This is a genomic window from Marinobacter sp., assembly GCF_046484525.1.
Classification (GTDB): domain Bacteria; phylum Pseudomonadota; class Gammaproteobacteria; order Pseudomonadales; family Oleiphilaceae; genus Marinobacter.
In genome coordinates, this window is sequence record NZ_JAWOIS010000013.1 from 119,949 (window position 1) to 137,366 (window position 17,418).

At 59.8% G+C, this 17,418-nt stretch carries 14 protein-coding genes; 11 read left to right on the forward strand and 3 right to left on the reverse strand.

The genetic code is table 11. The features are described from left to right. The first annotated feature begins 223 nt into the window (after positions 1-223). From R6W86_RS03165 to R6W86_RS03190, 6 genes are all read left to right on the forward strand, one after another. On the forward strand, positions 224-544 hold the full coding sequence (locus tag R6W86_RS03165; protein WP_410327938.1) for a TraR/DksA family transcriptional regulator: 321 nt from the start codon (positions 224-226) through the stop codon (positions 542-544). 32 nt (positions 545-576) lie between these two features. After that, a complete protein-coding gene (locus R6W86_RS03170) occupies positions 577-1,287 on the forward strand; it encodes an ABC transporter ATP-binding protein (protein ID WP_410327939.1) in 711 nt (236 codons plus the stop codon). 4 nt (positions 1,288-1,291) lie between these two features. After that, positions 1,292-3,667, forward strand: a complete 2,376-nt coding sequence (locus R6W86_RS03175) for an ABC transporter permease (protein ID WP_410327940.1) — start codon at positions 1,292-1,294, stop codon at positions 3,665-3,667. A 44-nt stretch (positions 3,668-3,711) separates the two neighbouring features. Further along, complete coding sequence (locus tag R6W86_RS03180; protein WP_410327941.1) at positions 3,712-4,926, forward strand: efflux RND transporter periplasmic adaptor subunit; 1,215 nt, start codon at positions 3,712-3,714, stop codon at positions 4,924-4,926. 153 nt (positions 4,927-5,079) lie between these two features. Next, on the forward strand, positions 5,080-5,694 hold the full coding sequence (locus tag R6W86_RS03185) for a DUF2238 domain-containing protein (protein ID WP_410327942.1): 615 nt from the start codon (positions 5,080-5,082) through the stop codon (positions 5,692-5,694). A gap of 47 nt (positions 5,695-5,741) precedes the next feature. Beyond that, positions 5,742-7,205 carry an SLC13 family permease gene (locus R6W86_RS03190; RefSeq protein ID WP_410327943.1) on the forward strand — a complete coding sequence of 488 codons (1,464 nt, stop codon included), beginning with the start codon at positions 5,742-5,744 and terminating at the stop codon, positions 7,203-7,205. 12 nt (positions 7,206-7,217) lie between these two features. On the opposite strand, the gene malT is transcribed toward R6W86_RS03190, so the two are convergent. Continuing rightward, positions 7,218-9,977 (reverse strand): HTH-type transcriptional regulator MalT, encoded by a 2,760-nt coding sequence (gene malT, locus R6W86_RS03195; protein WP_410327944.1) that lies wholly within the window; start codon positions 9,975-9,977, stop codon positions 7,218-7,220. 154 nt (positions 9,978-10,131) lie between these two features. Here malT and R6W86_RS03200 point away from each other — a divergent pair, with 154 nt between their 5' ends. Genes R6W86_RS03200 through R6W86_RS03215 form a run of 4 tightly spaced genes read left to right on the forward strand, consistent with a single transcriptional unit; the run spans position 10,132 to position 14,747 of the window. Continuing rightward, positions 10,132-10,932, forward strand: a complete 801-nt coding sequence (locus R6W86_RS03200; RefSeq protein ID WP_410327945.1) for a C39 family peptidase — start codon at positions 10,132-10,134, stop codon at positions 10,930-10,932. A gap of 56 nt (positions 10,933-10,988) precedes the next feature. Then, positions 10,989-11,999 (forward strand): transporter, encoded by a 1,011-nt coding sequence (locus R6W86_RS03205; protein WP_410327946.1) that lies wholly within the window; start codon positions 10,989-10,991, stop codon positions 11,997-11,999. Positions 12,000-12,037: 38 nt separating this feature from the next. Beyond that, a complete protein-coding gene (locus R6W86_RS03210; RefSeq protein WP_410327947.1) occupies positions 12,038-13,663 on the forward strand; it encodes an OmpP1/FadL family transporter in 1,626 nt (541 codons plus the stop codon). 31 nt (positions 13,664-13,694) lie between these two features. Continuing rightward, positions 13,695-14,747: a MalM family protein gene (locus R6W86_RS03215; RefSeq protein WP_410327948.1), complete on the forward strand. Its 1,053-nt coding sequence runs from the start codon at positions 13,695-13,697 to the stop codon at positions 14,745-14,747. Positions 14,748-14,759: 12 nt separating this feature from the next. Here the strand turns inward: R6W86_RS03215 and R6W86_RS03220 are convergent, their stop codons facing one another. Next, positions 14,760-15,782 (reverse strand): polysaccharide deacetylase family protein, encoded by a 1,023-nt coding sequence (locus R6W86_RS03220; protein ID WP_410327949.1) that lies wholly within the window; start codon positions 15,780-15,782, stop codon positions 14,760-14,762. Positions 15,783-15,809: 27 nt separating this feature from the next. Continuing rightward, positions 15,810-16,466: a DNA-J related domain-containing protein gene (locus R6W86_RS03225; protein ID WP_410327950.1), complete on the reverse strand. Its 657-nt coding sequence runs from the start codon at positions 16,464-16,466 to the stop codon at positions 15,810-15,812. A 155-nt stretch (positions 16,467-16,621) separates the two neighbouring features. Here R6W86_RS03225 and ttcA point away from each other — a divergent pair. After that, on the forward strand, positions 16,622-17,418 hold a 797-nt coding region (ttcA, locus tag R6W86_RS03230), incomplete at its 3' end, for a tRNA 2-thiocytidine(32) synthetase TtcA (RefSeq protein WP_410327951.1).

Here is a 17,418-nt window from a genome sequence, read left to right on the forward strand (position 1 = left end):
ACTTCCACTGCGAATTAGACATGGCCCATAGTGCGTCCGGGCGATGTAGCGTTCATCCTCCTGGCAAAGTTTTTGTTGGCGTAGTCCGGGGGAGGAGTGGGGAGTAGGAGGGCGGAGGCTGGGACAGGAGATGGCATTTTGACAAGCATCAATCCCGGGTTCAGCTTATGCTTTAGTGTATCGATTAATTGCCAATCGAATCCAAGAGGAGCCGTAACCCGTCATGACTGATCGTAAATCCGAACTGGAAGCCCTGAAAGCCGATGTGCAGGCTCGCCTGAATCGGTACCATGCTCACCAGAACCGCGAAGACGGCGCCCTGGACAAGGACTTCGAAGAACAGGCGACCCAGACCCAGAACGATGAGGTGGTCGACTCCCTGGAAACGGAGGCCCGTGCCGAGCTCGCCCAGATTGAGCATGCCCTGCAACGCATCAACAACGGTGTCGGGGACGAGTGCGAGTCCTGTGGGGAAGAAATCGATCCGCGCAGATTGCAGGTACTGCCGTACACCACGCTTTGTGTGGACTGCGCCGGCGATTGAGTCACCCATAAGCAGGGGTAGGGATTCCAACAGTGAGCAGGGAAGCGGTCTTCCACACTCGGGGCGTGACCAAGGTCTACGACCAGGGTGAAGTACAGGTGCATGCGCTCAGGGGCATTGACCTGGATCTTTACGCCGGTGAGCTGGTGGTCATGTTGGGCGCTTCCGGTTCCGGCAAATCCACCCTTCTCAACATCCTGGGCGGACTTGATGTGCCCACCGCCGGCGAGGTGCGCTACCTGGATCATGATCTGAGCGGTGCCAGCGACGCCGAACTGACCCGCTACCGCCGGGAACACGTCGGATTCGTGTTTCAGTTCTACAACCTGATTCCCAGCCTGACCGCACGGGAAAACGTTGCGGCGGTCACGGAGATCGCCTCCGACCCCATGCCCCCCGAGGAAGCGCTGGGCCTGGTCGGGCTAAAATCCCGGATGGACCACTTTCCTGCCCAGCTTTCTGGTGGCGAGCAGCAACGGGTGGCCATCGCCCGGGCCATTGCCAAGCGCCCGCAGGTGCTGCTTTGCGATGAGCCCACGGGAGCGCTGGATTCGGCCACGGGCGTGTTGGTGCTGGAAGCCCTGGACAAGGCCAACCGGGAAACCGGCACCACCACCGTCATTATTACCCACAATGCCTCTATCGCGAGTATGGGGGACCGGGTGATCACCATGTCCGACGGCAGGATCAGCGGTGAGTCCCGCAATGCCGAGCGGCAGGACCCGAAGACTCTGACCTGGTGATGCCATGGCCCTGACCACACCCTCGCTCAACACCAAGATTCGCCGGGAGCTCTGGCAGATGCGGGGGCAGGTGCTGGCCATTGCCCTGGTCATTGCCGGCGGTGTCGCGGTGTGTGTGCTATCCCTGGTCAACTATTCGTCTCTGGTTTCCACACGTGCGGTGTATTACGACGATTACCGGTTTGCCGAGGTCTTCGCCTTGCTCAAGCGGGCGCCCCTGTATGTCACCCAACAGATTGCAGCCATTCCCGGGATTTCCCGTTTCAGTGCACGGGTGGAGGGGAGCGCAAAACTGGAGATGCCGGGGTTTGAAGATCCGGTGTCCGCCCGTCTAGTGTCATTGCCCGAGCACGGCCAGCCGGAGGTAAACCAGTTATTCCTGCGCCGCGGCCGTCTGCCGCTGGCGGGCCGGGGCCATGAGGTGGTGGTGATCCAGGGCTTTGCCGAGGCCCACCAGCTGGAACCTGGGGATCACTTTACCGGGATCATCAACGGCCGTCGCCAGGAGCTGACGATCACTGGCATCGCAGAGGCTCCGGAGTTTATCTATGTGCTTGCCCCGGGAAGCATGTTGCCGGATTACCCCCGGTATGGCGTGCTCTGGATGGGGCGCGAGGCCCTGGCCGCGGCCATGGACATGAAAGGCGCCTTCAACAGCCTGGTTGCCCGGGTAGAGCCCGGAGTACCGGTGGCATCGGTCATCGACAACCTGGATCGGGTGCTGGATCGCTACGGTGGTACCGGTGCCTATGGGCGAGAGGACCATTTCTCCCACCAGATGCTGGACGATGAGCTGGCCCAGCTGCGGACCATGGCAACGATTTTCCCGGCGATCTTCATGACGGTGGCCATGTTTCTGCTCAATGTGGTGATCAACCGATTGATCAGCACTCAGCGGGATATCATTGCCACACTCAAGGCCTTCGGTTACAGCAATGTGCAGATTGGCTGGCACTACAGTCAGCTGGTGCTTACTATTTCGGTGATCGGCCTGCTGCTGGGGGTGGCCCTGGGTGTCTGGGCGGGCCGGGCCATGGGTGAGATCTATATGGATTATTACCGGTTCCCGTCGCTGTTGTTCCGGCTGGATCCGGCCTGGCTCCTTCTGCTTGCGATCGTTACCCTCCTGGTGGCTTGGCTGGGGGGGTGGCAGGCTATCCGTCGCGCTGCCGCACTGCCACCCGCCGAGGGCATGCGCCCCGAGGGCCCGGCCCGCTTTCGGGTCACCGCAGCTGAACGATTTTTCGCCCCCCGCGGTTTCAGCCAACCCTCCCGAATGGTGGTCCGGCAACTGTTTCGGCGACCGGGGAGAACGCTGCTGTCGGTCAGCGGCATTGCCATGGCCTCCGCCATCGTCCTGGTGGGAAATTTCCAGTTTGATGCAGTTTCCCTGATGGTGCATTCGCAATTTGCCCGGGTCCAGCAACAGGATGTCACCGCTACCCTGATTGACCCGGTCAATTCACCGGCATTGTATGACCTCCAGAGCCAGCCGGGCATCCGCTATGCCGAGGGGCGCCGGGTGGTGACCGCCCGACTGGTGAACGGGCATCGGGAATGGCGCGGCGCGGTCATCGGTATGCCCGATCAGGCCAGCCTCCAGTTCGTCATCGACCAGGAACTGAAGCCGGTTTCCCTGCCAGAGGAAGGATTGCTGCTAACCGATTTTCTGGCCAGGCGGCTCGATGTGGCCCCGGGCCAGACGCTTGAGATCGAGATACTGGAGGGGGATCGTCGCCGCGTCGAACTGCCGGTTGCCGGCATAACCAGCGAATTCCTCGGAGTCGGGGCTTACATGCGGCTGGCGTCCCTGAACCGTGCGCTGGGAGAGGGGAGACTGGTTAATCAGGTTCTGCTGAATATTGACCCACTACGAGCTCAGGAAACCTACCGCGAACTCAGGGAAACGCCCCGCATACTCGGCATCAGTATCCGTCAGGCCATGCTGGACAGCTTCTACGAAACACTGGCAAAAACCTTTCTGACGTTTACCCTTTTCATCAGCATGCTGGGCGGAATCATTGCCTTCGGCGTGGTCTACAATACGGTGCGGATTTCACTGGCGGAGAAAGGCCGGGAACTGGCAAGCCTGCGGGTCCTGGGATACACCCATAACGAGGTGAATCATATTCTTCTCGCGGAAGTAGCAGTGATGCTGGTTCTGGGCATCCCCCTGGGCTGGCTTGCGGGTTATGGTTTGTCCTGGGCCATTATCACGGCGATGCAGACCGAACTCTATCGGGTGCCGCTGACCATCACTGCGCAGTCACTGGCTATTTCCTCGGCGGTGGTTGTGGTGTCTGCCATCGCTTCGGGGGTGATCGCCTGGTGGCGTCTGCGCAACCTGGACCTGATAGCGGTCCTCAAAACCCGTGAATAGCAATCGGGAGAACATCAAATGGATCAATGTCCGGGCGGGGTGCTGTGAGTAAAAGATGGCTGCCGGGTAAATGGCTGTTCTGGGCGCTGATCGCCGTGCTGGCAATGGCCGCGATCACGTTTGCTTTCCGCCCGGATCCGGTTTGGGTGGATCTTGCGGAGGTCAGTCGTGGACCGCTGGAGGTTTCCATCACCGAGGAGGGCAAGGCCCGGGTCAAGGACCGGTACCTGATTTCGGCACCGGTCTCCGGTTATCTGCATCGGATCATGCTGGAGGTGGGTGATCCTGTGAACGCCGGCCAGACACTGACCGAGGTGGACCCGATGCCATCGGCGATCCTGGACGCGAGAAGTCGGGCAGAAGCCGAGGCAAAAGTGGAAGCGGCCCGGTCGGCGCTGAATTCGGCGCAGCAGAAGGTTGAAGCGGCCGAGGCCGAAGCCCGGTTCGCACGCCAGGAGCTTGAACGCCTGGAGGCGTTGCGGTCACGGAGTGACAACCGGTTTGTCTCCGAGGAACAGATTGAACAGGCAAGAGCCACGGCGGATCGGGCACAGGCCATTCTGCGCTCGGCCCGCTTTGATCGGGAAGTCATGGCCCACGAGCTGGCAGCTGCGCGTACCCGGCTGGAGGTATCGGCGGCCCGCAGTAATGGTGAACAGCCGAAGGAACGGGTGGCGGTGACGTCTCCGGTCGCCGGTGCGGTGCTTTCGGTTGTGCGCAAGAGTGAAGGTGTCATCCAGTCGGGGAGTCCGATTGCCGAGGTCGGAGACCCGGCGGCCCTGGAGGTGGTTATCGAGGTGCTCAGCTTCGATGCGGTGAAGCTGCAGCCCGGAATGACGGTTCGCTTCAATGGTTGGGGCGGGCCAGAACTGGAAGGCGTGGTCCGGAGAGTGGAGCCGGTAGGGTTCGAGGATGTCTCGGCCCTGGGCGTAGAGGAGCAACGAGTGCAGGTGGTGGCAGATATCACCAGCCCCATCGAGCAGTGGCAATCCCTCGGTGACGGCTACCGGGTGGATGCCAGCTTTATACTCTGGTCTGCCTCGGACGTACTCTGGGCACCGTCCTCGTCCATTTTCAGTTCTGAGGGACAGTCCTGGGTCTTCCTTGCCCGAGATGATACCGTCCATCGTCAGGTGGTGCAGATCGGCCAGAGTAACGGGCTGAAAACCGTGATTCTCGATGGGCTGGAAGTTGGCGATCGGGTGGTAAGGCACCCCGATCGTCAACTGGACGAGGGTGTCAGGATCCGTGCCCGCTGAAGTAAAAGAAGGTGGTCGGTTATCCCGATGTGGGTTGAACCTGGGCTAACACCAAGAACGGGGCAGGAGCACGAGCCGTGAGCCAGTAGTGCATCATGCCTAGAGTACAATGCGACCATAAACCCGAAACTACCAACAAGGGAGGTGCAGTGTATGGCGCAGAAACCGGTGGCTATCCTGGCCTGGGTGGGAATATTTCTGGCAGTATTTGTCTGGTCGGGTATTGACCCCAAGGACCGGGCGACCTGGGTCCTGGAGGTATTGCCTGCGGCCATTGGCTTTTTGCTTGTCGCCTGGTGCTATTTCCGCTTTCCCCTGACTTCGCTGGCCTATTGGCTGATCCTGGTGCACGCCGTCATCCTGATGGTGGGTGGCCACTACACCTACGCCGAAGTGCCGTTGTTCAATCACCTGGGCGACTGGTTTGGCTGGGAGCGCAACAACTACGACAAGCTCGGGCATCTTGCCCAGGGATTCATCCCGGCTATGGTTGCCCGCGAGGTGGTCCTCAGGCTGGATGTCTTCGCCCGTGCCGGCTGGCCCTCGTTCTTTATTGTCTGCTTCTGTCTCGCCCTCAGCGCATTCTACGAGTTGATTGAATGGTGGGTGGCGCTGCTCAGTGATGAGGCGGCCGAGGCCTTCCTGGGTACCCAGGGTTATGTCTGGGATACCCAGTCGGACATGGCCTGGGCCCTGTCTGGCGCCATTTTGGCGCTGGTGCTGCTTGGCCGTGTCCATGACCGGCAGCTTGCTCGTGTGGCCTCCTGAACCCGATCGATACTGACCCGTATTGAACCTGACGGAAACCTGTTGCTATGTCCGAATCCCGAAAAGGCGCGAACCAGTCCACGGGACTGCCCAAGAGTCAGTTGATTGGCCTGGTACTCGGTGCCCTATTTCTGTTGATCACGCTGGTTGTTCCTGCCCCCGAAACCATGGGGGAGGAAGCCTGGGCGGCCCTTGGCCTGATGCTGTTGATGGCGACCTGGTGGAGTACCGAAGCCATCCCGATCCCCGCCACCGCGATGTTGCCCATCGTACTGGTGCCGGCACTGGGGTTGGGGTCAGTTTCAGCGGCCACATCTCCTTACGCGCATCCGATCATCTTCCTGTTTCTCGGTGGCTTCACCCTTGGCTTGGCGATGCAGCGCTGGAACCTACACCGTCGCATTGCCCTGTTGACCCTGAAAGCGGTTGGCAACAAGCCGAAGCGCCAGATCGCCGGGTTTATGCTCGCCACCGCATTTCTCAGCATGTGGGTGAGTAACACCGCCACAGCGATCATGATGCTCCCCATCGGCCTGTCCGTGATTGCCATGGCGGACAGCTCCAATCCTGACAGCGTTCGTCGCTATGCTACGGCGCTGTTACTCGCGATTGCCTACTCCGCCAGTATCGGGGGTATCGGAACCCTGATCGGAACACCGCCAAATGCGTTGCTGGCGGCCTACCTGAGCGAAAATCAGGGCATCTCGGTGGGCTTTGCCCAGTGGATGTTGCTGGGTGTTCCGGTGGCAGTCGTCATGCTGGCACTGGCCTGGTGGTGGCTGACCCGGCGGGATTTCGGCCTGGCCCACCAGGGTGATAGCGGTGATCTCATCCGTGACGAGCTGGCCTCACTGGGACCGCTGGGCAAAGGGGAAAAACTGGTCGGGGTGGTGTTCCTGATCACCGCCGCCGCCTGGATCTTCCGGCCACTGTTGTCCGATGGGCTGATGCCCTGGCTCAGCGACACCGGTATCGCGATTGCAGCGGCCATCGCCATGTTTCTGATTCCGGTAGACACCCGTGAGCGTCTGTTTGTGATGGACTGGGATACCGCCAAGGGCATTCCCTGGGGTGTCCTGCTGCTGTTTGGTGGCGGCCTGGCGATGGCAGGTGTTATCAGCAGTTCCGGACTCGCGGAGTGGATTGCCGGCTCCCTGGGTGCCGCGGGAACACTGCCGACGTTGTTGCTTATTGCCATTGTGGCGGGGGTGATCATCTTTCTGACCGAGGTGACCAGCAATACCGCCACCGCTGCCGCTTTCCTGCCGTTGCTGGGGGCGCTGGCAATGTCCCAGGGCGTATCACCCCTGTTGCTGACCGTCCCGGCTGCCGTCGCTGCCAGTTGCGCGTTCATGATGCCGGTGGCAACGCCACCCAATGCCATTGTGTTTTCCAGTGGCGATATGAAAATCGGTGACATGATCAGCGCCGGTTTTGCCCTCAACCTGATGGGCATCGTGGTGGTGACGCTGTTGTGTTACGCCCTGCTGGGCGTGGTCTTTTCCCTCTGACAATCCGGGGGACTACTCCCCCTGGATCTTGCTGAGCAGGTGCTTCGCCAGTTCAATGGCTTCCGAACGGTGGCTGATGTTCTGTTTCTGGTAGAGGCTGCGGATGTGGGTCTTGACTGTCGTCGAGGCCACCTTGAGATGCTCGGCAATCTGGTCATTGGATAAGCCCGCATGGATCAGGCTCAGGATCTGCCACTCCCGGCGCGTCAGGGGAGAGGTACGGATCAGTTCCGGGACATCCGGCCGGTCGATGATGTCCTGGATGATCGCTTCGTCCAGGGAAATGCGGATCGCCCGGCTGAAGTCGCGTTGTTGCTGGGCCAGCTGGATCAGGCGCTCCGCCCTCTGCAGTTCCATACCATCCATCGCACCATCATTGATCAGGGCTTTCAGCATTACGATCAGAACTTTGCCCAGGCACAGGAAACTGCCTACGGCCCCGGTGGTGCTGGCCAGCTCCAGTGCCTGCTTCATGTGACCCAGAGCTCGCTGCCGGTCCTCGATCTGCCAGAACAGGCAGGCAAGGGCAATGTGGTTTCGGTTCAGATCGGTTTTCAGTCCCAGACCATCGGCGACCCTGGTCAGTTCTTCCAGGGCAGGAAGGGCTTCGTGGTACTGGCCCAGGCTCATCAGGGCGCGGACGCGATTGCGGCCGTTACACTGGTAGAAATGGTTGGTCGCTTCAGCGGGGTTGCCAACTGGGGCAATGGTCAGCCAGCGCTGGATCGCATCCCGGTCCCGCACGGCATCCCAGTAGGTCAGCATGGTGGCGTGGGCGTTTGCCACCCAGTCCAGGTGATAATCACCGGCGGCCAGCATCTTCTGGACCTTGGCAATGTAATCCGCACAGAGACTCTGGCGCCCCCTGGCCTGGGCAACCTTGGCAAGTGTGGTATAGCTTTGCACATACCAGCGCTCGCCTTGGGCCTCGAGTATTTCAATACCCTGTAAGGCACAGCGTTCCGCGCTCTCCAGGTGGTGCCATTCCCACATGATCTGGCTGCGAATCCGGAACAGGAATTCGAGGATGGGCAAGTGGTTCAGCTGGTTTTCCTCAGCATACAGGAAGGCCCGTTCCTGAATGTTATAGGCCTTCTGCAGCAAACCCATGGCGACGCTGATCTCGCTTTGCTGGCAAAGGGCCCAGATCACGTTCTGATGAGCCTGGTGGGCCCGGGCCATGTGTTCGGTATCCTGCATCCGCGCCAGGGCTTCCTGAAGCTCGCCCCTTACAAAAAGGGCCTCGCCCACCACGGATGCTGCTGCGACCCGGGAGGTCGGAAGATATTGCGCTTCCTGCTCCACCGCTTCCCGAGCCAGGACCAGCGCCCGGTCGCTGTCGCCGTAGTTCATGGCGACCTGTGCCCGGATGGCACTGAACTCACCATGTACCGCCCGCTGGGATTCCTCGCTCATGACCGCCCGAAGCCTTGCTTCGGCCGCTGACAGCCAGTTCTCGACTTCGTCGAATTTGTACTGCCCCTGCGCGACCCAAGCACGTAACAGGGTGAGGGTGGGGTCCTCAGCAATCACGTCCTGGGGCAGGGTGTCCAGGCAACGCTGCAACAGGTTGAACTGACCTTCGGTGAAGAATTTCCGGCCGTGCAGGGTCAGCACCCGGGTAATCCGTTCGGGGTCCTCTGCGGCAATGGCGTGCCGGGCCGCTTCCTCGGCATGATCCAGTTCCAGCCAGGCATCCGCCGCTCGCTGGTGCAGTGTCCGCCGGTTCTCCCGGGTGGTGCAGCTCAGAAGGTGTCTCAGGTAGACAGAAAACAGGTGGTGGTAACGGAACCACAGGGCGGAGTTGTCCACTGGTGTGATAAACAGCCCCATGGAGAGCAGGCCGCCAAGGAGGGCCTGGCCGTCGGTGTCATCCATCACCCGCATGACCATGCCGGCGTTGAAGCGCTCCAGAATGCTGGTGCGCAGCAGGAAGGTCCGTTGCTGCTCGGTCAGGGTCTGGCCAACCAGCTCGTCGAAATAATCGAAGATGTGCTGATTGCCTTCGTCCAGCTGATCGACAAAGTCACTGAACTCGATGCTGGTAACCGCGGATGCAGAGAGCAGTTGAAGCGCGGAAATCCAGCCCTCTACCCGGCGCACGGCCCGCTCGATATGCTCCCGTGACACTTCGTAGGGCAGGCGACCTTCCAGATAGTGCTGGGCCTCGTCCGCATCGAAGGCTAGATCCCGGCTGGTGATCTCCGTCATCTGGCCTTTCATTCGCAGCTGGGCCACGCCCAAGGGTGGAACCGTCCGGGTAATGATCACCAGAGTCAGGTATGCCGGCATGTGCCGGATCAGAAAACGGAGCGACTGGTGAATGTCAGGGTTATCGATCAGGTGGTAATCATCCAGCACCAGGTAAACCGGTTTGGCCTCCATTGGCAATTCGGCCAGCAGGTCGGTGAAAAAGGCTTCCAGATCGGAATAGCCCTCCTGCCGGAGGCGGTTCAAGGTGGATGAACCGGTGCCATCGGTGGCGAGGCTGAGGGTTCGGGCCAGGTAGCCGGCGAACCGGGACGGATCGTTGTCGCTGGCTTCCAGGCGGTACCAGGCGCTTTCGGTATCCATTGCGCCCAGTCGGTCGGCAATGGTGGTGGTCTTGCCATAACCGGCAGGAGCATGGACCAGCAGCAGACTGACGGGCTCGGCCACGTGCAGCAGGTCGTTAAACTTCTCCCGGGGCAGGAGACCGGCCGGCGGCAACGGGCTGGCGGTCTTGGCATCAATGAAGGTCAGACTTCCGGGGTTCAATGTTGTTTTTGGCATGAACCAGTTCTCAAGACGTTCTTCGGACACCTCCTCTGCAGGGACAGATTTGAGGCACAGTTATCTTTAAGGGTACCGGTAATTCGGTATCTTACCGTAACAACATGTAACACGATTAACACTACGGGACATAAAAACAGGGACTTTATCTGACATGCTGCTGGTGCTCGCCGGATCCATTCTTACATTCACCATGGTGCAGGAAGCAACCTTGGTCGAGCCATTCGAGAAAGGCTCCATTGTGATCGAGCAGGACGTGGATGCAAGCCCGGTAAAACTGCGCTCCGATTTCCGAATAGAGCCACTGGTCGAGCAGAAGTTCCGCAACATTGTTCGGCAGGCCTATGACTATAGCTGTGGCAGTGCGGCCCTGACCACCGTGCTCAACTACTACCTCGGCCGCACCCTGTCGGAACGGCAGGTGATGGAGGGGTTGCTGCATTACGGTGAAAGCGAACGGATCGTTCAGCGCCGTGCTTTCTCCATGCTGGACATGAAACGGCTGGTGACAGCCCTGGGCTACCCGTCCGGCGGTTTCCGGGCGACCATCGAGGATCTGATCGGCCTTGATCACCCGGCGATCGTTCCGATCCATCACGCCGGCTTCAAACACTTCGTGGTGCTGCGCACCATCAGGAATGGCCGGGTTTACCTGGCGGACCCCTCGGTGGGCAACATCTCCTTCACCCTCGCCCAGTTCGAGGAGAAGTGGGACGACAACGTGCTGTTCATTGTCTTTCCCGGCAGCGACAACCCCCTCGATAACCTCGAACTGAAAGAGGAAGACCTGCGCTTTATAGATGACCAGACAATGACCTTATTGGCTCTGGAACGGATTCCGGTTTTCCACGAGGCCACGGAAAGACGCATCAACAACTTGCTCGAACGTCAGAAAAACAATCCGGACGGTAGTGTCGAAAACACCCGGAAACAATTGCATTACCGCCGTAACTAATTCTCCGGGCGCAAGCTCCGGCAAAGAATCACTAAAAATAAAATAAGGGAGTCAGGATGAATCGTTGGTTTGTGCGAGGTTTTATCCTTGTTTCCGTCACCGCTCTGTTTCCAGGCGCAGTACTGGCACAGGATGGAAGCGTGGACCAGGCGCGGGAAGCGCTGGCCAGGCAGGAGGGTGACGAAGATGCCTCCAAACAGCTGGAAGAAGTGTTCCAGGCTGCCGAGAAGAACTACTCTCTGCAGAAAAAGGGCACCCACTCGCTGAATTACTCATTCGACTATTCCTACACGGCGGACCAGCGTGTGGATCTGGCCATCACCAATGGCTCGGTCCGTAACCTGGATGTGGTGCCGTCAGCCACCCACACCTTCACCAACGCTTTTTCCTACGATTACGGTCTGCTGAATAATTTGACCGTCGGCACTCGTATTCCCCTGGTGGTCAAATACGATACCGAGGATGAGCTGAGCATCTACGATTTCGGCGATGTCTCCTTGACCGGGCGCTGGCAGCCGTTTGCCTATGTGCCGGGCAAGATGTCGACCACCTTTTTTGGCACCCTGACCACCAAGACCGGCGTCAGCCCCTATGAAATCGATATCAAGGAACAGCTGTCCACGGGCAGTGGTTACTATTCCGCAGGAGGTGGTGTCAGCCTGTCCAAGGTGCTGGATCCGGTTGTGGTTTTCGGGTCCGTCAGCGCCACCTACAACCTGCCGGCCGAGGATCTGAATCAGGTCCGGGGTGCCCGTTTGCTGGTTGAGGTCGAGCCCGGATTTGGCGTGTCCGGTTCAGCCGGCTTTGCCTACTCGCTTTCCTACGACATCTCCCTGAGCATCTCCACCCAGTTGAGCTACAGCGACGAAACCATCCTGACCTTCACCAACGGTGAACAGGCCGTGGCCCAGGACCAGATGACCGGTTTCCTGAGCATGTCGCTTGGTACCCGGGTCAGTGATACCACCATCGTGAATACCAGTCTGGGCATTGGCCTGACCGAGGACGCGCCGGACTTCTCTATCGGGGTATCCCTGCCCATCAACTTCTCTGGCCTCAAAGAGTGAGCGTTGCGGTCCACGAATCACGGGAAGGGAAGGAATTCATGGGACAAAACGGCCATAAACGGCAGATTCTCGGGGCTCTGATCGGTACGGCCATGTCGTTTGGCGCCCAGGCCCAGTTCGCTCAGAACCTGACGATTCATCCGAAGGCACTGGCACTGGGCAATGCGGTAACGGCCGATCCGCCAGGGGTGATGGCCATCCACTATAATCCGGCGGGTCTTACCAAGCTGGACGGCCGCCAGCTCGAAGTGAACCTGATGAGCGTCTACCTGGATATCGATGCCGACTTCACGGCCCCGGAGGGGTACGAGATCTTCGGTATTGACGGTCTGGAAACAGACCCGCTCACCGGTATGCAGCGTGATCCGGTCGCCAATACCCATAGCCACACCAACAACGTTGCCCTGTATCTGCCAGGTTACGGGATTCTCAGGGCGCCCCCAGGGCCGGCCATCGCGCCCTCGGCCGGGATCAGCGTTAACCCGCCGGGATCAAAGCTGACCTTTGCCAATGCACTCTACCTGCCCATGGCCGCCGGTTACTATCGCGACAAGGACGACCCCGGCCGTTATCAGCCCCAGGCGACCGCGTTACAGCGGACCACCTACCTGTCGCCGACGGTCGGGTACGAGATCAATGAAGAATGGTCGGTGGGTGCGGGCATTCACCTGTCCCATATGGGGATTGCAGCCGACCAGTACATGCGTGCGCCGAACATGATGCTCGGCGTTGCCGAAATCCTGCAGGACGCCTTCAACTGTGAGAGCGGAGACGAGCCACTGGAGCCCTGGCTGGCGCTTTGCGGGGGTAATATCGGACCGTGGGATGATATCGGTTCCCTGAATATCAACGTTCAGGAAACCCTTTCGCCCACCTATGCCCTGGGGGTGATGTGGGAGCCTACGGACTGGTTCCGGTGGGGGGCGAACTACACCTCCGAAGCCGACATGAACATGAAGGGCACCTTCGAGATCGAGTATACCGACGACTGGTCAGGATTCTGGCAGAGTGTCAATGGCTCGGTACTCGGGGCGATCACCTCGGCTATTCTCAGCCTGCCATCCGGCGCGCCCCGGGAAGCCGGCAACGTCAGCATGGATCTGGTCTACCCCCAGCACTTCCAGACTGGCATTAGTGTGGATGTCCATCCGATGCTGACCCTCAATGCCGACGTCGGCTGGACCGACTACGCCCAGTGGGATGCCTTCGTGTTCCGCTTCGACCGGAATCTGGAGTTCCTCAATGCCGCCCGGATTCTCTCGCCGGACAATGCGACACCGAATACGCTGCGTTTGCCGCTGGGTTTCAAGAGCCAGTGGAACTGGGCGTTCGGCGCCGAGCTGCATGTGTCATCGCGGCTGGACCTGCGGGCCGGCGTGGAGATCCGGGATTCGGTGATTCCCGACGACCAGCGCCAGATCATGGCACCTTTTGGTGGTGCCAACCTGTACAGTGTGGGCCTTGGCTACAAGTGGGATAAGGATACGGAAATCGACATGAACCTCAGTTACCTGCATTCCATCGAGACCATTCCGGCCGATACCAGCTGTAACGTCAACTGCGATAACATCACCAATGTCATCTACAACCCCTACGCCGGTCTGGACATCAAGACCTCGCTGCGGGTTGTGATGGCCGGTCTCAGTTTCCGGACGAAATTCTGACCAACTGTGCGGACATCAAAAGGTAACCTCCGTGACCCGAAAAGCCCGGCGCCAGATACCGATCGTTGCCACTCTCGCGGCCTTGCTGGCTGGTTGCCAGCTTGGTGGTTCGCCGACGGGCGAACGGGAGGGCTACTTCACCTGGGTGGACGAGGAGGGGCGGGTACGCTATTCGCCGATTCCTGAAAAAACCTCTACCGGGGGCAAGGATAGCGAAGCGGGACCACCTGCAGCGAACCTGGCCGGCGATTTGTCCGGTCAGCAGCGGGACAAGCCTCCGGTGCTCCAGCCGGAGGACGAATACACCCTGGAAAACTACCCCGACGCCGAACAACTGGCCCGCGACGGCTATGTCCGGCCCGGGGAGCCCAGGCCCTATTTCACCTGGCGCGATGCCGAAGGCAACATCCGTGTGAGTTACTACACGCCAGACACCCGCACCGATGTCCAGAAGGGCAGGGTCCCGCCGCCGGTTGAAATCACGCCGGCCTCCATCCATCAGCCCGGTACCGCTCCACAACCGGAGTCCCCTGTGGAAGGTTACGACCCGGACGCACTGGCCATTCTTGGGGTCGAGCAAAACGACAGTTTTTTCAGTCGTTTTACCGCGAGCTGTTGTCAGAATCTGAGCACACGGGAGCGCCAGTCCTGGATCATCGGTCGCGAGTTTGAGGTGGACATCAGCGACGCCTCGAAGAGCCATGGTTTCAGCACCGGAACCAGCCCCTTTGCCCTTGTTGCCTTGCCCGATCCCCGGAAATACCCGGATTTTGTCTTCCGATTGCGCTCTTTTGCCCTCGATGGACTGTTTGTGCCGTCACTGGCCTTCCTGGATGAGGAGCTGCGGCCTGTCCGGGTGGTGACCGACATGGCGATGGGATTCGAGCCAGAGAGCTGGCATTCCCGCGCCTACCTGCAAGCCTGGATACCGGCTTTTCCGGCCCGTGGCGAACGCTGGATGGTGATCTTCACCCGGGCCGAGGACCTCAGGAGCCAGACCGTGGTCGAAACTGGCCAGAGCCCGAAAACCATTCCCCACGCAAGCACCGGTGAGCTTGGTGTCCGGCTGGTCGCGGAAGACTAGCCTGATTACCGCTCAGTCCTCCGGCTGGCTCAGGTTCAGCCAGGGTTGGGACAGCCAGTAGAACCGGCCATCGCCGGCCGGGTGGGTGCAGTTGTAGCGGAAGCGGCGGCTGTTGAAGGCTCCCGGCGCCTGGACTCTGATCATTCCATCCTCAACAGTTTCGATATCAATCCTTCCCATGCCTGAGGCAAAACAGGTGAGTCTGGAGGCGGACAGCGTCTCCGGCAAAGGCAACTCGAGCATCGGCGGATTGCTGGTGATGACGCCATCCGGAAGGTCGGCAGCCTCGACGGGAAAGGCACGGCTGAGCAACTTGTTCTTCAGGCTGCCGATCTGACCGTAGGCATTGGCCATGGGAAATCGTGGCAGCCGGGTCGTGGCCGAAGAGAGACCAATCGGGCCGGAATGCTGACTGTAGCCATACCAGCCCCGGTCCGAGAGTTCATCCTCCAGGTCGGAGTCGAACTCCCCGTATGGATAGGCGAACAGGGGATTGTCGATCCCCAGGCGCCGCTCCAACTCTCGTTGGGCGTCATCCAGGCTGTGTTCAATTCGCTGTTGCCACTGATCTTCGGGTTCATCGGGTTTCCGGGCAAGATGCCCGTGATCGGTGCTGTGGTTGGCCAGGGTCACACCTTCGCGGCTTGCCAGTTCCTCCAGCTGGTCCCAGGTCATGTAGCCGGTACGGCCGACAGCATCCGTATTGACGAAAACCGTGTAAGGGTAGCCCCGGTCCGCCAGCATTGGCGCTGCGGTGGTATAAACGGACTCATAGGCATCATCAAAGGTCAGGGCAACCGAATTCCGGGTCGCACCTTCCTCCAGGGCCTGGCGTGTGCCCTCCATCAGGGGCACCACCTCCAGTTCAAGATCCCCGAGCATGTTCAACTGGGCTTCGAACAAGGATTCGGAAGTGCTGGTGGATGGCGGCGTGGCATCGCTCACGTGGTGATACTGGAGCACTGCCAGGTCTGCCCTGACAGCTGTGCTGAGAGTGACCAGCGTGAGAAAGGCGAAAACAATGTTTCCTGGCATTATGGATTCCCCTGGTCTGGCGGTAAGTCAGGCCGAAAGCCGAAAATGGGATTTGAGTACGGAAAAAGCATGGTTCAGCTCCTGCACCGATGCCGTATCGCCGCCGCGGTCGGGATGTACTGCCATAATGAACCGCCGGAAGCGGTGCTTGACTGAGCCAAAGTCGCCGGGTATAGCGTCGAAACCGAGTACCTGTGCCGCCTGGAGCAGCTCGGACCGCGCTGGAGAGCATGTCGGGCGTCCTGACCAGAAATCATTCATTATTTTGCGGATGCTTTCCTCGGGCATTCGGTACCGGTCCAGATCAAGGTAAAAACGGCGTAGCTCATCCTTCTCATCCGGCAGGCCGGTGCTTGAAACGACGGACTGCGGTTTCAGCCGGATATCCAGCGGCGAGATTTCCAGGCTCTCGCCGGTCTCGGCCAACCGGTCCCGGAGACGGTAGAGCACATGGAACAGCAGGAAATGCACGGGATAGAGCCTTTCCGGTTCGCGGAAGCTGACTTCTCCGATCAGTTCCCAGGGGGGTGCCTGAAGAGAGCGGATCAGGGCCAGCTCACTGGTGCCCCGGGGCGCCTTGCGCAGTTCATGCTCCACGGCCACGAGCAGGTGCTGGATCTGGTGATCGAGAATGTGGCCGGACGCTTCAGCGTCCTTGTGATTGGTCAGAGCAGGATCGGTCATGGAGGGTATGGTAGGGGAGAGTGGGGCTATAGGGAAGGTCTCCTGTGCTGTCCCGTGTGTCGCCGGGTTGCAGTATATCCCTATCCGGTATCCTGTCCCTGAAACCCGGTGATGCGTATAATCGCACCCTCATTGATCTTATGAACGTGGTTGTTATGTCCGAAGCTATGATCGCCAATGCCGCTGACCAGTCGCCCGCTTCCGAGCAGGACCGGCGCCAGAAACTGGAGCTGAACAAACTGCAGAAACGTTTGCGCCGTGAAATGGGGCAGGCGATTGCTGATTTCTCGATGATTGAAGCCGGTGACAAGGTCATGTGCTGCCTGTCCGGTGGCAAGGATTCCTACGCCATGCTGGATATCCTGCTTAACCTGCAGAGAAGCGCACCGGTTTCCTTTGAGTTGATTGCGGTTAACCTGGATCAGAAGCAGCCCGGTTTCCCGGAAGAAGTGCTGCCACAATACCTTGCTTCACTGGGTGTCGAGTACCACATCATCGAAAAGGACACCTACAGCATCGTCAAGGAAAAGGTGCCTGAGGGAAAGACCACTTGCGGACTGTGCTCGCGACTCCGTCGGGGCATTCTCTACAATTTTGCCGAGGAGCACGGGGTTACCAAGATTGCCTTGGGCCACCACCGGGACGACCTTCTCGAGACCCTGTTCCTGAACATGTTCTATGGCGGTAAGCTCAAGTCCATGCCGCCGGTACTGCACAGTGATGATGGCCGAAATACCGTGATCCGCCCGCTGGCCTATGCCCGCGAAAAGGACATTGCCCGCTATGCGGCCCTGCGCGAGTTTCCCATTATTCCGTGCAATCTGTGTGGTTCCCAGGAGAATCTTCAGCGCCAGGTGATCAAGGACATGTTCCAGACCTGGGACAAGCAGCACCCGGGCCGGCTGGAAACCATGTTCCGGGCCCTGTGCAATGTCGAACCATCCCACCTGGC